Annotated in this window: 17 protein-coding genes; 3 read left to right on the forward strand and 14 right to left on the reverse strand. The window is 37.9% G+C overall.

The features are described from left to right. Positions 1-148 precede the first annotated feature (148 nt). The 10 genes from trxB to ACFFIX_RS25430 form a co-directional block, all read right to left on the reverse strand. The gene (trxB, locus tag ACFFIX_RS25385; protein WP_378939094.1) at positions 149-1,105 is read right to left on the reverse strand and encodes a thioredoxin-disulfide reductase; all 957 of its coding nucleotides are present in this window, start codon (positions 1,103-1,105) and stop codon (positions 149-151) included. A 108-nt stretch (positions 1,106-1,213) separates the two neighbouring features. Beyond that, positions 1,214-2,668 carry a tetratricopeptide repeat protein gene (locus ACFFIX_RS25390; RefSeq protein ID WP_378939097.1) on the reverse strand — a complete coding sequence of 485 codons (1,455 nt, stop codon included), beginning with the start codon at positions 2,666-2,668 and terminating at the stop codon, positions 1,214-1,216. 122 nt (positions 2,669-2,790) lie between these two features. Beyond that, on the reverse strand, positions 2,791-3,417 hold the full coding sequence (gene hisIE / locus ACFFIX_RS25395) for a bifunctional phosphoribosyl-AMP cyclohydrolase/phosphoribosyl-ATP diphosphatase HisIE (RefSeq protein WP_378939099.1): 627 nt from the start codon (positions 3,415-3,417) through the stop codon (positions 2,791-2,793). Next, positions 3,414-4,172, reverse strand: coding sequence for an imidazole glycerol phosphate synthase subunit HisF (gene hisF / locus ACFFIX_RS25400; RefSeq protein ID WP_378939101.1), 759 nt, complete (start codon positions 4,170-4,172; stop codon positions 3,414-3,416). Before hisF ends, hisIE begins: the two co-directional genes overlap by 4 nt. Continuing rightward, on the reverse strand, positions 4,169-4,906 hold the full coding sequence (hisA, locus tag ACFFIX_RS25405; protein WP_378939103.1) for a 1-(5-phosphoribosyl)-5-[(5-phosphoribosylamino)methylideneamino]imidazole-4-carboxamide isomerase: 738 nt from the start codon (positions 4,904-4,906) through the stop codon (positions 4,169-4,171). The genes hisF and hisA overlap by 4 nt, the downstream gene beginning before the upstream one ends. 2 nt (positions 4,907-4,908) lie before the next feature. Next, positions 4,909-5,526: an imidazole glycerol phosphate synthase subunit HisH gene (gene hisH / locus ACFFIX_RS25410; RefSeq protein WP_378939105.1), complete on the reverse strand. Its 618-nt coding sequence runs from the start codon at positions 5,524-5,526 to the stop codon at positions 4,909-4,911. Then, the gene (gene hisB / locus ACFFIX_RS25415; protein ID WP_378939106.1) at positions 5,527-6,114 is read right to left on the reverse strand and encodes an imidazoleglycerol-phosphate dehydratase HisB; all 588 of its coding nucleotides are present in this window, start codon (positions 6,112-6,114) and stop codon (positions 5,527-5,529) included. It abuts the gene before it with no gap. 12 nt (positions 6,115-6,126) lie between these two features. Then, complete coding sequence (gene hisD / locus ACFFIX_RS25420) at positions 6,127-7,395, reverse strand: histidinol dehydrogenase (RefSeq protein WP_378939108.1); 1,269 nt, start codon at positions 7,393-7,395, stop codon at positions 6,127-6,129. After that, entirely contained in the window at positions 7,395-8,027 is a 633-nt protein-coding gene (gene hisG, locus ACFFIX_RS25425) for an ATP phosphoribosyltransferase (protein ID WP_378939110.1), read from the reverse strand. Before hisG ends, hisD begins: the two co-directional genes overlap by 1 nt. Continuing rightward, on the reverse strand, positions 8,020-9,192 hold the full coding sequence (locus ACFFIX_RS25430; RefSeq protein WP_378939112.1) for an ATP phosphoribosyltransferase regulatory subunit: 1,173 nt from the start codon (positions 9,190-9,192) through the stop codon (positions 8,020-8,022). Before ACFFIX_RS25430 ends, hisG begins: the two co-directional genes overlap by 8 nt. 283 nt (positions 9,193-9,475) lie before the next feature. Between ACFFIX_RS25430 and ACFFIX_RS25435 the strand changes: the two genes are divergently transcribed. Together ACFFIX_RS25435 and ACFFIX_RS25440 are read left to right on the forward strand one after the other, a co-directional pair. Continuing rightward, entirely contained in the window at positions 9,476-10,114 is a 639-nt protein-coding gene (locus ACFFIX_RS25435; protein WP_378939114.1) for a spore coat protein, read from the forward strand. A gap of 314 nt (positions 10,115-10,428) precedes the next feature. Further along, positions 10,429-10,983, forward strand: a complete 555-nt coding sequence (locus tag ACFFIX_RS25440; protein WP_378939116.1) for a DUF3231 family protein — start codon at positions 10,429-10,431, stop codon at positions 10,981-10,983. Positions 10,984-11,268: 285 nt separating this feature from the next. Here the strand turns inward: ACFFIX_RS25440 and ACFFIX_RS25445 are convergent, their stop codons facing one another. Continuing rightward, complete coding sequence (locus tag ACFFIX_RS25445; protein ID WP_378939118.1) at positions 11,269-12,480, reverse strand: multidrug effflux MFS transporter; 1,212 nt, start codon at positions 12,478-12,480, stop codon at positions 11,269-11,271. A 301-nt stretch (positions 12,481-12,781) separates the two neighbouring features. Next, complete coding sequence (locus tag ACFFIX_RS25450) at positions 12,782-14,281, reverse strand: malate:quinone oxidoreductase (protein WP_378939120.1); 1,500 nt, start codon at positions 14,279-14,281, stop codon at positions 12,782-12,784. A 458-nt stretch (positions 14,282-14,739) separates the two neighbouring features. Between ACFFIX_RS25450 and ACFFIX_RS25455 the strand changes: the two genes are divergently transcribed. After that, the gene (locus ACFFIX_RS25455; protein WP_378939122.1) at positions 14,740-15,645 is read left to right on the forward strand and encodes a nuclease-related domain-containing protein; all 906 of its coding nucleotides are present in this window, start codon (positions 14,740-14,742) and stop codon (positions 15,643-15,645) included. A gap of 790 nt (positions 15,646-16,435) precedes the next feature. On the opposite strand, the gene ACFFIX_RS25460 is transcribed toward ACFFIX_RS25455, so the two are convergent. Together ACFFIX_RS25460 and ACFFIX_RS25465 are read right to left on the reverse strand one after the other, a co-directional pair. Beyond that, positions 16,436-16,894 (reverse strand): anthrone oxygenase family protein, encoded by a 459-nt coding sequence (locus ACFFIX_RS25460; RefSeq protein WP_378939124.1) that lies wholly within the window; start codon positions 16,892-16,894, stop codon positions 16,436-16,438. 366 nt (positions 16,895-17,260) lie between these two features. Beyond that, entirely contained in the window at positions 17,261-17,929 is a 669-nt protein-coding gene (locus tag ACFFIX_RS25465; RefSeq protein ID WP_378939126.1) for an SOS response-associated peptidase, read from the reverse strand. Positions 17,930-18,452 lie beyond the last annotated feature (523 nt).

Here is an 18,452-nt window from a genome sequence, read left to right on the forward strand (position 1 = left end):
GCATGGGAAAGGGCGCCCATGCTCAAAAGTAAGTCTATTTATAAAAGGGGGTCAATTACTACCTTTATAGTAACTCATAATTGTTTCACTCATGTTACAGGAGAGTTAAAACATAGTTACGAAATTGTTAACCACAATTCGACAAAATTTACTTTTTGGTTACGGCCTTTAACTTCTCTGCTAATTCCTCGACATAGTGCTGAGCAGATTGCGCTGCCACACTTCCGTCTCCCGTTGCAGTTACAATTTGGCGGAGCATTTTTTCACGAATGTCACCTGCTGCAAAAATCCCTGGTACCTTCGTTTCCATGCGCTCATTTGTTTCGATATATCCATTTTTATTTGTGATTCCTAAGCTAGCAAAAGGCTTTGACAATGGTACCATACCAATATAGATGAACACACCGTCTGTCTTGAATTCTTGCTCTTCACCATTTACAGTGTTCACAAGTGTTACCTTACCAACTTTTCCATCTTGGTCATGAATTTCTTTCACCGTGTTGTTCCAAATGAAATTAATTTTTTCATTATTAAATGCTCGATCCTGAAGAATTTTTTGTGCACGTAGCTCTTCGCGACGGTGTACAATTGTTACCTTTGTTGCAAAGCGAGTTAAATAAACACCTTCTTCAACCGCAGAGTCTCCTCCACCAACAACAACTAATTCTTTTCCTTTAAAGAACGCACCATCACATACCGCACAATAAGATACACCACGACCGCCGAGTTCTTTTTCACCAGGAACATTAATTTTTTTATATTCTGCACCTGTGGTAATGATGACCGCACGTGCCTTGAATTGCTTTTTTCCGGCTACGATTGTTTTGTACTCTTCCCCATCAATGATTTCTTTGATGTCACCATAAGCGTATTCTGCACCGAATTGTTTCGCGTGTTCAAACATTTTTGTTGATAAATCCGGACCTAATATATGATCAAAACCAGGGTAGTTTTCTACTTCTTCAGTATTCGCCATTTGTCCACCCGGGACACCACGTTCTAGCATTAATGTTGATAAGTTCGCACGAGATGTATAAACAGCAGCTGTCATACCAGCTGGTCCTGCACCTGCAATAATTACATCATAGATTTTTTCTTCTGACACGAATTTTCACTCCTTGTTATAGGCTGCAAATGATAACTCTACTTCTTTAGTCATTCCCTATACTTATCCTATAAAATTTAAAGGATTCATGCCATTATTTTGCTCAAGCTAACAATCCTTAACATACGAAATATATTTTGCCACAGTTGATACAGAAATATTGTATTCCTTGGCGATGTTTGCTTGGCTTACTTTCTGTCCCTGCTCATTTTTCCATAAATAAGAAAGAGCTGCTGCCCAACCAGCATGATTCTTCATTGAAGCTTTTTCTTTTGAAGCTTTTACTAATATTCGAAAAGCAAATAAAAAGAAATTGTCATCCTCTGTAGACTCATAGAGAATCTCTGCCGTATTAAACGCACACTTTACTTGTGACGAAACCTTAGAAAGATCGCCTTTTTGCTTCATTAACGAAAGCTCTAAAAACTCTTTTTCAAAGTGAGTTTGCGGTACTCTTGCTGTTTGATATTCCTCTATTTGTTGCTTATTATTCGTCTGTGCTGCAAGAAAAATTGCATACAAGCGCTCTTCAACAGTCATATTAATATAATGATGTTGACCGTGCTTTGATTCATCCCAAGGTTCAAAGCCTTCTTTTTGAGGATTTTCTTGAAGAACACGATTCCATACTTGTTTGGCAAATTCTACTTTTCCTGTATGGTAGGCAGAATAAGACAGCCAGTAGTAAAAGGTGTCATCGCCTTCAAACCCTTGTTTATATAAATAACGTAGCCATTTATAAGCGATCGGATATCGACCAACCAAAGCAAATGAAGCGCCTAATTTGTAGCGATGTTCAAAAAGAATCGGGTGTACATTTGATAAGCTGGTTGCAAGCTCTTCTACTTTGTCATCTTTTCGTTCATAATAATAAAACACTAGTAGATTACAAAGTGCATGAAGGTTTCCCGGACTTCTCTGGAGAACTGTTTGTAAATAGGCTTTTGCCTTTTCCACTTCACCTACATAAAAATAGGCTAGTGAGAGGTTGTTGTAGGCAGACCAAAATTCGGGATACTCTTTGACAATTTCTTGTAGCAAAAGAATAGCGTCCTCGAATTGACTATTTTCTAACAAGGATTTCGCTGCATCTTGTTTAATAATTAAGTCATCTGGATCCTGCAAGAAGTTTCCATCATCCTCATCTTCTATTGTAAGAAGCTCTATTAAGTCTTCATTGTCAGCGATAAATTCACCAAATGGTTCTTTTTCTGCGTAAGCTGTTGCACACTTATACGCTTCCTGGAAGAGACCTAGGTGTGCAAAGTTATTTGCCATAAAGTAATGACATTCATTTAAATGAATGTCCACTTCTTTCAATATATGTGATAACAGTTCGTTTGACTGTTGATAGTGTCCCATGTCTGTATAGATGGTAGCTAGTTGAGAGAGTTTTTCGGAATCTGTTGGATCAAGTTCAATCGCACGTTTCATATATTTACTTGCCTTCTCGAAATTGTGCTCTCGATACGCTTTTAACCCTTTTTTATAGTAGTATTGTCCATCTTGGAGAAACGGGACAACTTGTGCTTTTTTCCCAGTTTTGCTCAATTGTTTTCCCACTGAAATCCTCCATTTCATTACTTTCACCGTACGTAAGTATACCACATTCCTGTTGACATACAAGTGGTGCCTGGTCCCACTCCGATTTTAAGTCGGCGGGGACCAGGCACCATAATTGGTAATTATTTATGTCTCTCTTTTAAAACCTCTAATACCTCAGCTAGTGGTAACTTTTGTTCGCGGAGCAGGACCATGAGATGAAATATGAGATCTGCTGCTTCCCACTTAAGCTCTTCTTTGTCACGGTTTTTTGCCGCGATAATAACCTCAGAAGCTTCTTCTCCGACCTTTTTAAGAATCTTATCTACACCCTCAGTGAACAGGTAAGTTGTGTAGGAGCCTTCAGGTTTTTCATCTTCACGCTGAGCGATGAGCGATTCTAAAGTAGCTAAAATCTCAAATGATGACTCTTTTGTCGTAGCAGGCTCGGTCATCTTTATCGAGTCATTAAAACAGGAGAACGCTCCAGTATGACAAGCTGGCCCATCGGGTTGTACGATCACTAGAATAGCGTCCTGATCACAATCATATTTCAAGTCAATAACTTTCTGGGTATTTCCAGAAGTTGCTCCCTTGTGCCATAGCTCTTGTCTTGAGCGGCTGTAAAACCACGTTTCACCTGTAAACAACGTTTTCTCTAGAGATTCCTTGTTCATGTATGCAAGTGTTAGGACCGCTTTTGTTGATACATCTTGAACAATTGCTGGCACTAAACCCTTTTCATCAAATTTAATATCATCGAGCTTCAACGTACAAGCACCCCCTTACGATTTAAATACGTTTTAACTTCTTTAACAGATGTTTCTTTGTAATGAAAAATTGATGCTGCCAACGCTGCATCTGCTTTTCCTTCTTCAAAAGCCTGGTAAAAATGCTCTGCGTTTCCCGCTCCACCTGAAGCAATTACCGGCACTGAAACAGACTCACTAACCGCTTTATTCAAGGCGAGGTTAAATCCCTTTTTCTCACCATCACTGTCCATGCTCGTTAATAAAATTTCTCCAGCTCCCAGACTAACTGCTTCTTTTGCCCATGCCACAACTTCCCATTCAGTTTCTGCGCGGCCACCGTGTGTAAAAACACGCCAGCTCCCTAAAGCTTCATCGTATTTTGCATCGATCGCAACAACAATACACTGTGAGCCGAAGAAGCTAGCACCTTCCGAAATCAATTCTGGTCGTAGGACTGCCGCAGTGTTTAAGGAAACCTTATCCGCTCCAGCTCGAAGAATTCTCTTCATATCTTCAAGGCTATTAATTCCACCACCAACTGTAAAAGGAATCGCTAGCTGTGCTGCAACCTGCTCTACAACATCAACGATTGTTTTTCGACCTTCATGTGATGCTGAAATGTCTAAAAACACGAGCTCATCGGCGCCTTCTCCATCATAAAAGGTCGCTAGCTCTACAGGATCCCCCGCGTCTCTTAATCCCACAAATTGAATCCCTTTAACAACACGTCCATCTTTCACATCTAAACATGGAATAATTCGTTTTGTAATCATAGAAGGCTTACCTCTTTTAACGCGTCACTTAACTGAAATTTGTTTGTGTAAAGAGCCTTTCCGACGATGGCACCTGAAACACCTGAAGCTTTATATGTAGAAAGTGTTTTCAAGTCACTAAGCGAACTTACACCTCCAGAGGCAATCACGCTTTTTCCAGTCACTTCAGCCATTTCAACAATAGCCGCTACATTTGGACCTGAAAGCATTCCGTCTGTTGCGATATCTGTGAAAATAAATACCTCTGCGCCAGCACGAGCTAGCTCTTTACCAAGTTCAGTTGCTTTCACATTGGATGTGTTTAACCACCCTTCTGTTGAAACATAGCCATCCTTGGCATCAATTCCGATTGCAATTTTCTCTTGATATTTTGAGAGCATTTTTTTTACGAAGGTAGGGTTTGAGATAGCTGCACTTCCTAAAATCACTCGATCTACGCCGTTCTGCAAATAAAAGTCTACGTCTTCCTCTGTACGTATACCACCACCGATTTGCACTTTTGCGGATAGCTTGCTTGCTACATCCAATACATATTGGTGATTTACAAGTTTACCTTGCTTTGCACCATCTAAGTCAACCATATGTATCCAACTAGCACCATCGTCTGCGAATGTCTTTGCCATGTCAAAAGGGGAGTCTCCGTAAACTGTTTCCTTATTATAATCACCTTGAAGTAAACGAACGCATTTTCCACCGCGCATATCAATTGCAGGATATAGAATAAATTGGCTCATGTTCACTCTCCTTCTACTAGTTTGACATAATTTTTTAAAATGCTTATTCCCAACTCACTGCTTTTTTCAGGATGAAATTGAGTACCAAAAACGTTTCCATTTCCTACAACTGCTGGAACATCGACACCGTAGGAAGCACTAGCTAAAATTACGTCATTCTGATTTGAGTCTATAAAATAAGAGTGAACGAAATAGGCATAGTCACTGTCGCTTACTAATGGGTTTTCTTTTTGCACAATTAACCTGTTCCAACCCATATGTGGAACCTTTAATCGTCCTTCGCTGCTCTCTTCAGGAATTTTAATCACTCTACCCGGAAGTAGTGCTAATCCATGTGAGTAGCCATTTTCTTCGCTTTCCTCAAACAAAAGCTGCATCCCAAGGCAGATTCCTAAAAGTGGTTTACCTTCTGCAACAATTTTTTTTATAAAATCAGTTAACCCAGTTTCATTTAAAATAGACATTGCATCCTTAAACGAACCAACACCTGGAAGAATATAACCATCAGCATTTTCTAGACTTTTTGCATCTCCAGATAAAAAGTACTCGACATTCATCCGTTCGAGTGCCTTACTTACGCTATATAAATTGCCCATTCCGTAGTCAATGATCGCAATCATTTATAACATCCCTTTCGTGGATGGAACCCCCTTGATACGTGGATCCACGATTGAGGCTTCATCTAACGCTCTCGCTAATGCTTTAAAAACCGCTTCAATCATATGATGTGTATTACGTCCATAATGAACAATCACATGTAAATTAATGCGTGCTTCTAAAGCAAATTTCCATAAAAATTCGTGAACAAGCTCTGTGTCAAAGCTTCCCACTTTTTCACTAGGAAACTCACCCTTTAATTCAAAATGAGGACGATTACTCAAATCAACAACCACCTGAGCAAGTGCTTCATCCATCGGTACAAAAGCATTTCCGTATCTTTTGATCCCTTTTTTATCACCTAGTGCTTCGCGAAATGCTTGGCCTAAACAAATGCCAATGTCTTCTGTTGTATGGTGATCATCGATCTCGACGTCTCCATCAGCATTAACAGTTAAATCGAATTGACCATGCTTCGCAAAAAGATCAAGCATATGGTTCATAAACGGGACATCTGTTGTTAGATCTGATTTCCCTTCTCCATCTATTGCAAGTGAAAGTGAGATATTTGTTTCGTTCGTTTTACGGTCAATACTAGCAATCCTTGTCATATTGTAAGCCTCCTACTTTAATCGTTCTTCGAGTGCTCGTGCGTGTGCTTCTAATCCTTCAAGTCTGGCAAGCTTGGTAATCTTGCTCGCGTTGTTGTAGAAGGCTTTTTCACTATAAGAAATAATGCTCGATTTTTTAATAAAATCGTCAACATTCAATGGACTTGAAAATCTCGCTGTTCCGTTCGTTGGCAGAACATGGTTTGGTCCTGCAAAGTAATCGCCAACAGGCTCTGAGCTGTATCGTCCAAGGAAAATTGCGCCTGCATGCTTGATTTCGTTAAGAAGATCCATTGGTTTTTCAGTGATTACTTCTAAGTGTTCTGGTGCTAATTCATTGACCGTCGCAATTGCTGTAGAAAGGTTTTCCGTTACATAAATATGTCCATATATATCAATTGAGGCTTCTGCAATTTCTTTTCTAGGCAACGTGCTCAGCTGCTTCACAACTTCCGCATTCACCTCTTCTGCAAGCTTCATTGAAGGAGTTACTAAAATACTAGATGCTAACTTGTCATGCTCAGCTTGTGATAAAAGATCTGCAGCGATTTCATTTGCCTTAGCGGTATCATCAGCCAAGACAACAATCTCACTAGGTCCTGCAATCATATCAATATCGACGATTCCAAACACTTCACGTTTTGCAAGTGCCACATAGATGTTACCTGGTCCGATAATTTTATCTACAGGTGGTATTGTTTCAGTTCCATAAGCGAGTGCTGCAATAGCTTGCGCTCCACCCACTTTATAGATTTCTTTGATACCTAATTCATTTGCAGCTACTAAAACACCTGCAGGCAAGTTCCCTTGCTTTGTCGGTGGAGTCGTAATCACAATTCGCTTCACACCGGCAACCTGAGCTGGTATTACATTCATGAGAACGGAAGACGGATAAGCTGCTGTACCTCCTGGAACATAAACACCAACTGAGTCTAATGCTGTGATCTTTTGCCCAAGCATTGTCCCGTCTTCGTCATAGGAAATCCATGTTTCTCTTTTTTGTTTTTGATGAAAGGAGCGAATATTAGCTGCCGCTTCACGTATAATTCCAATTAATTCATCGCTTAGCTCTTTGTAAGCTTGTGAAATTTCACTCTCTAATACTCTTAATTCAGAAAGACTCACACGATCGAATTTTTCCGTGTAGGAAAACAGCGCTGAATCACCATTCTCTTTTATATCCTGAATAATTGACTGAACCACATTTCGTTGTTCAGTAGTACCTGTATCAATTGATCGTCGCAAGGAAACTTTCTGATGAGATAGACGTGTAATCTTCATCATACACCTCCAATAATTCTTGATAGCCGTTCCACTAAGTCGTCTATCTGTTGATCCTTCATTCGATAGCTAACCGGATTGACAATTAACCTCGAAGTAATATCACAGATATGCTCCAACTCAACCAGCCCGTTTTCCTGTAGCGTTCGACCTGTTGATACAATATCAACAATGCGATCCGCTAGGCCAATTAACGGGGCGAGCTCAATTGAACCGTTCAATTTAATGATTTCAACTTGTTCTCCTTGTTCGCGAAAATAACTAGAAGCAACGTTTGGATACTTTGTGGCGACTTTTGGAGCAACATCAGTAATTTTCACACCTGGAAGCCCCGCTACCGCTAAGTGACACTCACTTATTTTCAAGTCAAGTACTTCATAAACATCGCGCTCTTCTTCAAGCATTACATCTTTCCCAGCAATCCCTACATCCGCAACACCGTGTTCAACATAGGTTGCAACATCCATCGGTTTTGCTAAAATAAAGCGAATTTGCTCATTTGGTACATCTAGAATTAGCTTTCTAGATTCATCAAATTCAGGTGGTAGCTGATACTGCGCTTTTCGTAACAAATCAGCAGCTTCCTCAAAAATTCTCCCTTTTGGCATCGCAATCGTAAGTATGTTATTCATCTCGCTCTTCCTTTCTCGAACCGATGAAATACGTCACATCATAAAACATCTTTGAAAATGCATCCACGTCCTTGATTCCTGTAATTTCTTGCATAACCACACGATTTCCCTCAGCTCGAAGCTGTGAAGTAAATTGGGTCGCATCCGCACGTCTTTCTTGACTAAAAATCACACAGTAAATCTTTTGATCAGAAGATACTTTCAATGCTTCTATTAACCGATCTGTCCTAATTCCAAATCCAGTCGCTGCTGCTGCACGATCGAACTTTTCAAATAAAGTATCATATCTACCACCGTTAGCGATTAAAAAGCCTACATTCTCTGCATAAACCTCAAATAAAATACCGGTGTAATAGCTCATATGACTAACAAGATTACAATCTAATTTCAAATAATCTGTAACACCAAAGACTTCAAGATGTGACCATAATTGTCTCAATTCCTCTAATGCCGCTCTCCCATCCTCACTTGAGACTAGATCCTGTGCTTCTGTCACTTTTTCAAGGTCTCCTCGCAACTTTAAAAGAGAAAGAAGTCGTTGTTTATCAATTGAAGATAGTGCTAAAGACTTTACATGTTCACGGTAGCCGACATAATTTTTTTCATATAGGAAGCGCCTTAATGTGTCAGCGCGTTCTTCGTTTCCTACAACCTCTTTAAAAAGCGCATTAACGAATCCAATATGACCAATTGCAACTTTAAAGTTCGTTAAGCCTGCTTCCTTCAAGCTTGAAATCATTAACGAGATAACCTCTGCATCCGCACTTGTCGTTCCATCGCCAATTAGTTCAATACCAACTTGCTCAAACTCTGCAGGTCGCCCACCTTCTCTATGCTGAGCACGAAAAACATTCGCAGAGTAGGCGAGACGAATTGGATAAGTATTCGTATATAATCTCGAAGCAGCGACCCGTGCAATTGGTGCTGTCATATCAGGTCTCAACACAAGAGTTTGCCCTTGCTGATCAAGTAATTTAAACAACTGTTGATCTAAAATTGCTGATTGCACACCAACCGTTTCATAAAATTCAAGTGTTGGTGTCTCAATAAACTGAAACCCCCAGTTTTCTATAACATCTGTCATCATTTGACGAGTTTTCTTTTTCACATCATATAAAGCTGGTAATGTATCAATCATTCCGAGTGGTTTTTCAAACATAAACATTGTTCTATACCCCCAAATTCTCACATTAACAAAAAGTTCCGAATCCTTTAGTTCGCTAATATGTTACCATACTAACAAAATGAAGATAGGAAAGCAAGAAAAAACTCTACCTTATATCATTCTCTTTAGTCCCTATGATGTCCTTGTTTATTGTTTAAACAAACGTTTGATTAACAAAATTGGAATCAATGTAGTCTCTTTATGTTGAATTAAATTGCATGTTTTTAGTACGAAACGTACATCTTATTATTGTTGTTCAATAACCTGAGGAGGTACGAATACAATGCAGAACCAAATGAATCAACCAAACATGCAACAATCACCTAACATGTCACCTACTATGAATCATGGTGGTCATGAAATTTTTGATGGACATGAGATTCTATCTTCTTTCATTAATGCGCTTGATCAATACCAACTTTTTGATCAACATCTTCAAGATCAGGAGTTAAAAGGAATTTTACATCGACAGTACACGTTTATTAACGACCTTTATAATGTCGCTGTCCAATCATTCTCAACCGGGCAAGATCCATCTCACCCAACACAATCTTATAAAATGGAACAAAGCAATGATGTCATTTACGGCTTAAAGCCAGCTCAACCAAAGAAACCGAACCAATCTGTTAGTGAAATAAACGAACAAGGTATTTCTGGCCATATGTTAGGACTCATCAAATCGACAGGATCCATGCTCGGAATGGCCGCATGTGAAATCACAAACCCTGTCTTTAGAAGGGTAATTGCTGACAGCGTTCCTAACTTCGTTGAAATGGGCTATGAACTTTTCTTATATCAAAATAAGCATCACTATTACCAAGTGCCACAGCTTGCACCGCAAGACATGACTCAAATGCTTAACGGCTTTGCACCATCACAAACAGGTCAACAAATGCAACAAGGTAAGAATATTGTTCAATAAATAACTAAACCAGTCACTCTGAGGTCACTAACAAAGTCCATTAAAGGAAAAAAAGGTTTAATTTCACATATATTTCGTGAGAATTATACCTTTTTTTCTGTAAAATTTTCGTATCAAATTCAAGTGGGTGGATATGGTGATACAGAAACAACAAACCACTAAATATAGCAGATGTTCCTTATATAAATACTATTGAAAAATGAAATCCATTATCAAACGTTCCATGATTTACCCTTCAAGATTAAACTTCTGAATAAAAAAGCTTTCTCTACAAAGAATATAAATAATCTATTACAAGAGAGGGAGGTAATCATATGGTAAATGTATGGGAAACTGTCATGGATACCATGAAATCACTGACAGATCAAGACGAAGACCAACCTCTTCATGTAGGAGAAGTAATGGCATGTTGGATTTACTTGGCAGGCCTTGAATTAGCCAAAGTATCCGTTCAAGCAGGTATAAATACCACGACGGATCCTGAACTAAAAGCAATACTTGAAGAAGATATGAAACTCGGGACCAGTCAAAGAAAACAACTCCATGATTTCATGGTTAAGGAAGGAATCACGTTACCCTCCGCCCCTGAAGATATGCCAATATCAGATCCTAATGGCATTCCTCTTGGTGTTAAATTAACGGATGATGTGATTGCAAACGAATTATCTTTAAAAATCATTAGTTTGATTATGCAGGCTGCTGGTGCCGCTACTGAGTCGATTCGTACAGATGTTGGTTTAATGTTTATTCAGTTCCAAGCAGAAAAATTAGCTTTCGCGGCTAGATTAAAACATTTAATGCGCAAACGAGGGTGGATTAAAGTTCCTCCGTTTTACGTTCCACCTGGTTCTCAACAACCATTAAAATAAAACTATCATGGTGCTACCCTTTTAGTAGCAATAAATAAAAAAACAACCAATACTCTTTTTATGGATTGAATAATCCTTTTGTATATACAATTCAATTCTAGTTTACATAAACCTAACTTTAGAAAGTCGTAAAAAAGCCAATCCCTTGAACTATAAGAGATTGGCTTTGATTCGTTTTTTCTTTATACACCTTTTTATACATCGTTAATGAATTAACGTTTTCGGATTCTGAAAAAGCCTGGTGTCAGCTAAAAAGGTATGTTTAAGATTGATAGCTCCCTAACATTATCTTGAAGTCTGTACGGCAACAGAAGCTGTTCGGACTAATCCATAATAGGATAGAAAGGCCATAAAGCTTGCTAAAAAGATAGTGACGCCCATTGGAATGGCTGAATATTCGCCTGCTATTCCGACGAGTGGAGCCGTTAATGAGCCGAGTATAAATGGCAATACACCTAATAGTGCCGAAGCGCTTCCCGCAATATGTCCTTGTGATTCCATTGCTAATGAAAAAGACGTCGTAGCAATAATTCCTATGCAGGATACTAAAAAGAATATAGGAATGGCGATTGCTACTAGCGGTGCTTTTATAAGAAGTGCTCCTAGTAATACAGCACCTGCTGTGTTAGAAAGAATTAAACCTATCTTCAAAAAAGTTTTCTCTGGTATGACATCTGAATAGCGGCCAACAAGCTGGCTTCCAATTATTAAGGCAATCCCATTCACTCCAAATAAGAGACTGAATACTTGAGGTGATACACCATAAATATTTTGATAGACAAAAGGAATACCAGATACGTAAGCAAAGATTCCTGCAATGATAAAACCTTGTGTAAGTGCGTACCCTGTGAATTGACGATCTTTTAATAAGGAACCAAAATTCTTCAATACTTGAAAAAAATCACTTGGTATACGCTTTTCAATTGGTAATGTTTCTTCTAATTTCAATGAAACAATCAAAAACAACACCAAACCAACACAAGCCAAAACAATAAAAACCCCCGTCCAATTTGTAAAGAAGAGGATACTACCTCCAGCTATAGGTGCAATAATAGGACCGAGATTACTTACGGCCATCAATAAAGCAAAAAACTTGGTCAGTTCCCTGCCACTATATACATCACGAACAATGGCCCTTGAAATAACAAGTCCACCTGCTGCTGCAAAGCCTTGTAAAAAACGAGCTCCGATGAAGAAATAAATATTCGGTGCAAATGAGCATACTACGGAAGCTAGTAAATACATGATGAGAAAAATAAGCAATGGTTTACGGCGTCCGAGAACATCACTCATTGGACCGATAAATAATTGCCCAAAGCCTAGACCTAATAGGCAAGTAGTTAAACTAATTTGTACTAAAGAAGCAGTCGTGCCATATTCTTTTACAATAGTAGGGAATGAAGGCAAATACATATCTATTGTAAAAGGGCCTAAAAGTGCAAGCGATCCTAAAAGTAAAGCAAGTTGCAATCGTTTTTTTTCAATAGTTTGGTTCAAGTTTTTCTCGCCTTTCTGTAAAAACAGTCATTTTCTATTAAACTATTTGAAAGTTTTATCTTCTTATTTAACATCCTATTGCAAAATTTCATCATAATGTCATTTGTTTTACATATTAAATCAATACTTTATCCAATATACCTAAAAAAAAAATTTAAAACAATTATCAACAACTTATTATATAAAAGTTTACCGTAACCTCTCAAACTGTGAATATTGAAAAAAGAACCTTCAATCCAAAGATGGATCAAAGGTTCTATGTTTTATTTTCAATGGTATTCTATTATTCACTCAATTCGAATTAACTATAGACCAGTTCTCTTTCGCTTAGACCAAGCGTCTGCGCTGTTGAAGTGTGAATTTCTTGAAGAAGCTCTGGGTTTTCCGCTAGTGACACTCCAAAAGAAGGAAGCATTTCTTTTATTTTCGGTTCCCACTCTTTCATATGTTGAGGGAAGCATTTTTCTATTACCTCAAGCATGACGTGAACGGCAGTAGAAGCACCTGGAGAAGCACCCAGCAATGCAGCTATCGAGCCATCAGCGCTACTTACAACTTCCGTACCAAATTGAAGTGTGCCTTTACCGGCCTCAGTATCTTTAATAACTTGCACACGTTGGCCCGCTACCACGATATCCCAATCCTCAATTTTGGCGTTTGGGATAAACTCTCGTAATTCTTCCATGCGGTTTTCATTTGATAACATAACTTGCTGGATCAGGTATTTTGTCAATGCCATCTCTTTTACCCCTGCCGCCAACATAGTGAAGACATTATTCGGTTTTACGGAACCTATCAAATCAAAATTTGAACCGGTTTTTAAGAACTTTGGTGAGAATCCGGCAAACGGTCCAAACAGTAATGATTTTTTGTTATCGATATATCTTGTATCAAGATGCGGAACAGACATTGGAGGAGCACCCACCCTAGCTTTACCGTATAATTTTGCATGATGCTGCGCTACAACTTCCGGATTGTTACATACCATAAATAGTCCGCTTACCGGGAATCCTCCAATATGTTTTGATTCAGGAATACCGGTTTTTTGTAGTAAAGGCAAGCTGCCGCCCCCACCGCCGATAAAGACGAATTTTGCAGTATGGTTTTCGACTTTACCGCTATCGGTATTATGTACTTTCACTTCCCATGAGCCGTCCGTAGTACGTTTTATATCCTTAACACTATGATTGTAGTTTATCTCGACGTTTTTACTCTTTAAGTGATCAAACAACATACGTGTTAAAGCACCAAAGTTGACATCAGTTCCAGAGTCGATTTTTGTTGCCGCTATCGGTTCATTCGATGTACGTCCTTCCACTATAAGCGGAATCCATTCCTTCAGCTTTTCAGGGTCATCAGAAAATTCCATCCCTTTAAAAAGAGGGTTATTTGACAGCGCTTCAAAACGTTTTTTCAGAAAAGTTACATTTTTTTCCCCTTGTACTAAACTCATATGAGGTATTGGCATGATAAAGTCCTGCGGATTACTTATCAGCTTGCTGTTTACAAGATAAGACCAAAACTGTCTTGAAAGCTGAAACTGTTCATTAATTTTTATAGCTTTGCTATTATCTATAGATCCGTCAGAATTTTCGGATGTATAGTTAAGCTCGCACAGTGCAGAATGCCCCGTTCCCGCATTATTCCATTCGTTAGAGCTTTCTTCTCCTGCGTTTGCTAGCTTCTCAAACACTTTGATTTCCCATTCCGGTACTAACTCTTTCAGTAATGATCCCAAAGTCGCGCTCATGGCTCCGGCACCAATTAAGATAACGTCTGTTTTAGTTTCTCTGTTGCTCATTTTTACCATCCTTTTACCCTAAAATTTGCAGAAGTTGTAGGCGCGACCTAGTCACATACCTTTTCTGTCTTAATTAACCATATCATAGTGTACTATAATTACTTAGATTAAAATATCTAGTGTTATCTGATAATTATAAACTATTTATAGCTGGTAAAAAAGTGAGAAGTACATCCAAAAGGGCCTAGGAACACAAAAAAACCAAAGTCAGTGAACCGACACCCTCTAATTTTCGCCGTTACTTGTGGTATGGTTCATCGTAGTGTACCTAACTGAGGTTTTACAACTACTAATGATTCTAATGATTATTACAGGGGACTCCTAGGTAATCTCTATCTTCATATAATGGCTTTATGTATAGAGAAAGTTTTTTATAAAATATTCATTTTATTTAATATATTTGCACCGGTATATTTTATAATAGATTTGAAGATTTGAAAAAAGAAGGGATCTGAGCTATGTCTTACAAATCTCGTACTGAATCTGCTGAGTTACTCATTTTGAAATTATTAAACACTCGAATGAGTTTGTCTAATAATGAGAAGCAACACTATTTCAACCTTAAAAAAGGTTATAAAGGGGAGAAAATATTTGATTCATTGACAGAAAACCTTCAGTGCGAATGCATTATTTTAAATGATTTGCTACTCAAACAAAATAACACTATGTTCCAAATCGACTCACTGATAATTACTTCAGAAACCATTTACTTTTTCGAAGTGAAAAATTATGAAGGGGATTATTATTACGAATCAGATAGATTATATAAGAAACCCAATTCTGAAATTAATAATCCACTAAATCAATTGAATAGAAGCGAATCTTTATTACGCCAGTTACTCCAAAATCTAGGATTAAATACACCTATTAATGCTTCAGTCGTTTTTATCAACCCCGAATTCACTTTATACCAAACACCTCTCAACAAGCCATTTATTTTCCCAACTCAGGTTAATAGATATTTAAAAAACCTACATAAAACATCTTCAAAGTTAAATGGAAAACACAAGTTGCTTGCTGATAAATTAATTTCACTGCATATTAAAGATTCTCCTTTTAAGTTATTACCATCTTATGATTATGACCAACTGAGAAAAGGTATCACTTGTGTCAAGTGCACCTCGTTTTCAATGTCTGTCGAGGGAAGGAAATGCGTATGTAAAGAATGTGGACAAGTAGAATTAGTTGCAATTGCCGTAATGCGGAATGTGAAAGAATTTAAGCTTCTTTTTCCTAATCGAAGGATTACTACTAATGTAATTCATCAGTGGTGTAAAGTGGTAACTTCTAAAAAAAGAATAAGAAGGATTCTAGAAAAAAATTTAAAAATAGTAGGGGTTCATCAATGGTCCTACTACGAATAAAAAACAAAATATTTATTATTAAACTTCATAAGATGCCTTGTTGCTTATTTCTTATATCTAGAAAGAGACTCTTTCCCTTACTCATATACTCAATTTCGTCCTTCATTACCTGGATGAAGGACTTTTCTCTAACTTACTTACTCTGTTTTGTCCTTCATTACCTGGATGAAGGACTTTTCTCTAACTCACTTTCTCTGTTTTGTCCTTCAACACCTGGATGAAGGACTTTTCTCTAACTCACTTACTCTGTTTTGTCCTTCATTACCTGGATGAAGGACTTTTCTCTAACTCACTTTCTCTGTTTTGTCCTTCATTACCTGGATGAAGGACTTTTCCCAGCTCACTTATCCAAATTTGTCCTTCATCACCCTGATGAGGGACTTTTCCCTAACTCACTTACTCTATTTTGTCCTTCATTACCTGGATGAGGGACTTTTCTCAGCTCACTTATCCAAATTTGTCCTTCATCACCCTGATGAGGGACTTTTTCCTAACTCACTTACTCTATTTTGTCCTTCATTACCTGGATGAAGGACTTTTCTCAGCTCACTTATCCAAATTTGTCCTTCATCACCCTGATGAAGGACTTTTCCCTAAATCACTTACTCCATTTTGTCCTTAATTACTTGGATGAGGGACTTTTCTCAGCTCACTTATCCAAATTTGTCCTTCATCACCCTGATGAGGGACTTTAACTCACTTTTAATGTATTTACATTAAAAACCTCATTTACTTATGATACGGTTCACCGTGATGTATCTAAATGAGGTAATTTCAATTAGTAATTCCTCTAAAATTTTATTGTCACTGAGAAACAGAGAAGCACGAAACCAAGTAGAAGCAACCAAGAACGAATAGCTTGAAAAAACATCCATCGTTTTCTCTTTTCCTGCCAATCGCTTGGTGGTTTTTTTGCTTCCCATAGTTTGATTTCCTTGTTTAATGGAACGTTAAATAGGATAGTAGTAATTGTAGCTATTACGAACATAACAGCAGAAGATAAACGAATTGCTCGTTCAAAAACATCAAGTCCTTGTGGTAGAATTGCGAAAACCACAGTTAATATTACAGAAATAGGCATAAGGAAGGGCATAATACGTCCAAAAGTTTTCAGTGAACTTTGTTCGAACCGTATATGTTGCTCTTGAGGTAATGAACGGATAACTGGATGTACCAAGGCATAGGAAGAAAACTCAGCACAAGCAGTGAAACCCGTTATTACCAAAGTGAAAAAAACTATGAAACTCAAAATGTACCTCTCCTATTTATTTAGATTTTAAGCACAATACTTATTTTTCAATATAATTGAATGAATTTCATAAAGCGTATATTGAAAAACGAACTTTTTCTTGGAATTGAACTATTAATTCGCAAATGAGTTAATATTTGTAATGATGAGTTTGGCATTATTCGATTTTCGGTTCAGTTTCATACATTGTGCAATTTACTCAATCGCTAGATAAAACGATAAAGTTTTCCTACATTTCCATATTCCAAAAACCTCACCTACTTATGATACGGTTCACCCCAATTAATTCCAAATACTTTATAAGACTGTGTATGAACTTCAAAATCAAAAACTATTTTTAAATAGTAGCCCTTATCCCCTGAGACACTACAAACTATTTATAGGTTCTAAGCAAGCTTCTACATCGTTCTTTGGAGAGTTAACCAGAGTTGATACTTGGAATAGGACCATTTCTTCTGCTGGGTAAGGAACCAATAACGATTTTAAATAATTGGTGTCATTCATTTCTCTGTTAATCCAGGTATCGTATTTATCTTCAGGTAAAATCACTGGCATTCGGTCATGAACATTTTTTGTAATATCATTTGGTGTTGTAGTGATAACTGTACAAGTAAAAAGAGGTGTTTCTCCTTTATCCCAGCGTTCCCATAGACCTGCCATTACAAATGGTTTCCTGTCTTTCATCACGAATCGATAAGGTTGCTTACCTTTTTCATCCTTCTTCCACTCGTAGAACCCATCACTTAACACAAGACATCTCTTGCTTCTAAAAGAATTTTTAAAACTTGCCTTTTCATCAATTGTTTCTCCTCTTGCATTTATCATTTTGTATCCAATTTTTGTATCGTTAGCCCAAGATGGGACCAGACCCCATTTCATAGTAGTTCCAACTCTCCTATTACCATTTGAACCTAAAACTAATATATTTTGGCTTGGAGCAATGTTGTATCTAAGATTTAATCCATCGTTAAAATCAAAATCAAACTGTTCCTGGAGTAAACCAATATCAGTTGCTAAAGAGAATCGTCCACACAAACTGATCACCTCGTATTTATTGTACCAATACTTCGCTGAAGAACAAAAGCGCAAGCGCCTTGGTTAGAGGAAGAAAGGCTAAATTCGCAACGTCCTGTTGCAACGCCTTTCTCACCTTCATACTGAAGGCGTCCGACAAGCATAAGGCGATTCTAAATAGAAGGCGTTCTTTGCCTTCAATTTAGAATCGCCTTATGACCTCGAGGGGCTAGGCGCTGGAGCTGGATGTAGAAACGCTATCCACAGTTCAGAAATTTTATAATTTCCTGGTGTATGAAATAATAAAATTACCATGATTAAACACAAAAAATCCCCAGCGACTTCAAGTAAGATATAAGTACCTGACAGGGAACTCAATCTCATCACCTACTCACCATAAATAGGAGGTTGAAAGTCACATGGGGACTAACAAACAATATCATATTCAAGGTAAAAAAGGTAGTCGATTTAGTGATCAGCTACGTGGGATTAATCTAGAAGAAGTGCTAATCGTTGCGATTGACGCAGCTAAGCTTCATCAGAA

Origin of the sequence: Metabacillus herbersteinensis, assembly GCF_042433335.1 — a bacterium.
GTDB lineage: Bacteria > Bacillota > Bacilli > Bacillales > Bacillaceae > Metabacillus > Metabacillus herbersteinensis.